At 45.7% G+C, this 646-nt stretch carries 1 protein-coding gene; it reads right to left on the bottom strand.

The features are described from left to right. A partial coding sequence (locus tag R7R78_RS27125; protein ID WP_225474738.1) for a response regulator occupies positions 1-646 on the bottom strand: 646 nt, incomplete at both ends.

The following is a 646-nucleotide window of genomic DNA, read 5'->3' on the forward strand; positions in this document are numbered from 1 at the left end:
ATCTGTTTCGTTGCTTCGAAACCATCCATCACTGGCATCATGCAGTCCATTAAAATGATGTCGAAGCCACCATCGCGCTGGAACATCTCCACTGCGATCTGGCCATTTTCCGCGACTTCAAATTGATAGCCAGCCTTGCTTAACAGTAAAGAAGCAACTTTTTGATTCACTCGGTTATCTTCCACCAATAAAATCCGTTCACGTCGCATTGGCGCAGCACTTAACGTCTCACCAACGCGTTGTTTAAATTCGGGTTCTTCAAAAGCGGGCAAGCTTGATTGGTTGAGCTTTGTCGATACAGTTACGGGAAGTCGCAACCCAACGGCTTTATCAAGTTTCTCTTTGAGTAAATCCGCCTTAAACGGTTTTGGTACGTAGTCGTCCATGCCGACGTCAAAACACTTTTGAATATCGTCATCAACAACGCTTGCTGTTAACGCGATGATAGGAATGCGGAACGTTCGATTTTCTTTCAGCTCTATTTGGCGGATCTGTTTTGTTGCCTCAAACCCATCCATCACCGGCATCATGCAGTCCATCAAAATCAGACAGTATTGGGATGTTCTGAACATGTCGACCGCTTCCTCACCATTCGCAGCGACATCAAAACTAAAGCCGGCTTTAGTGACATGCAACCCAGCAATTT

The sequence above is a fragment of the Vibrio sp. 2134-1 genome (genome assembly GCF_033339495.1).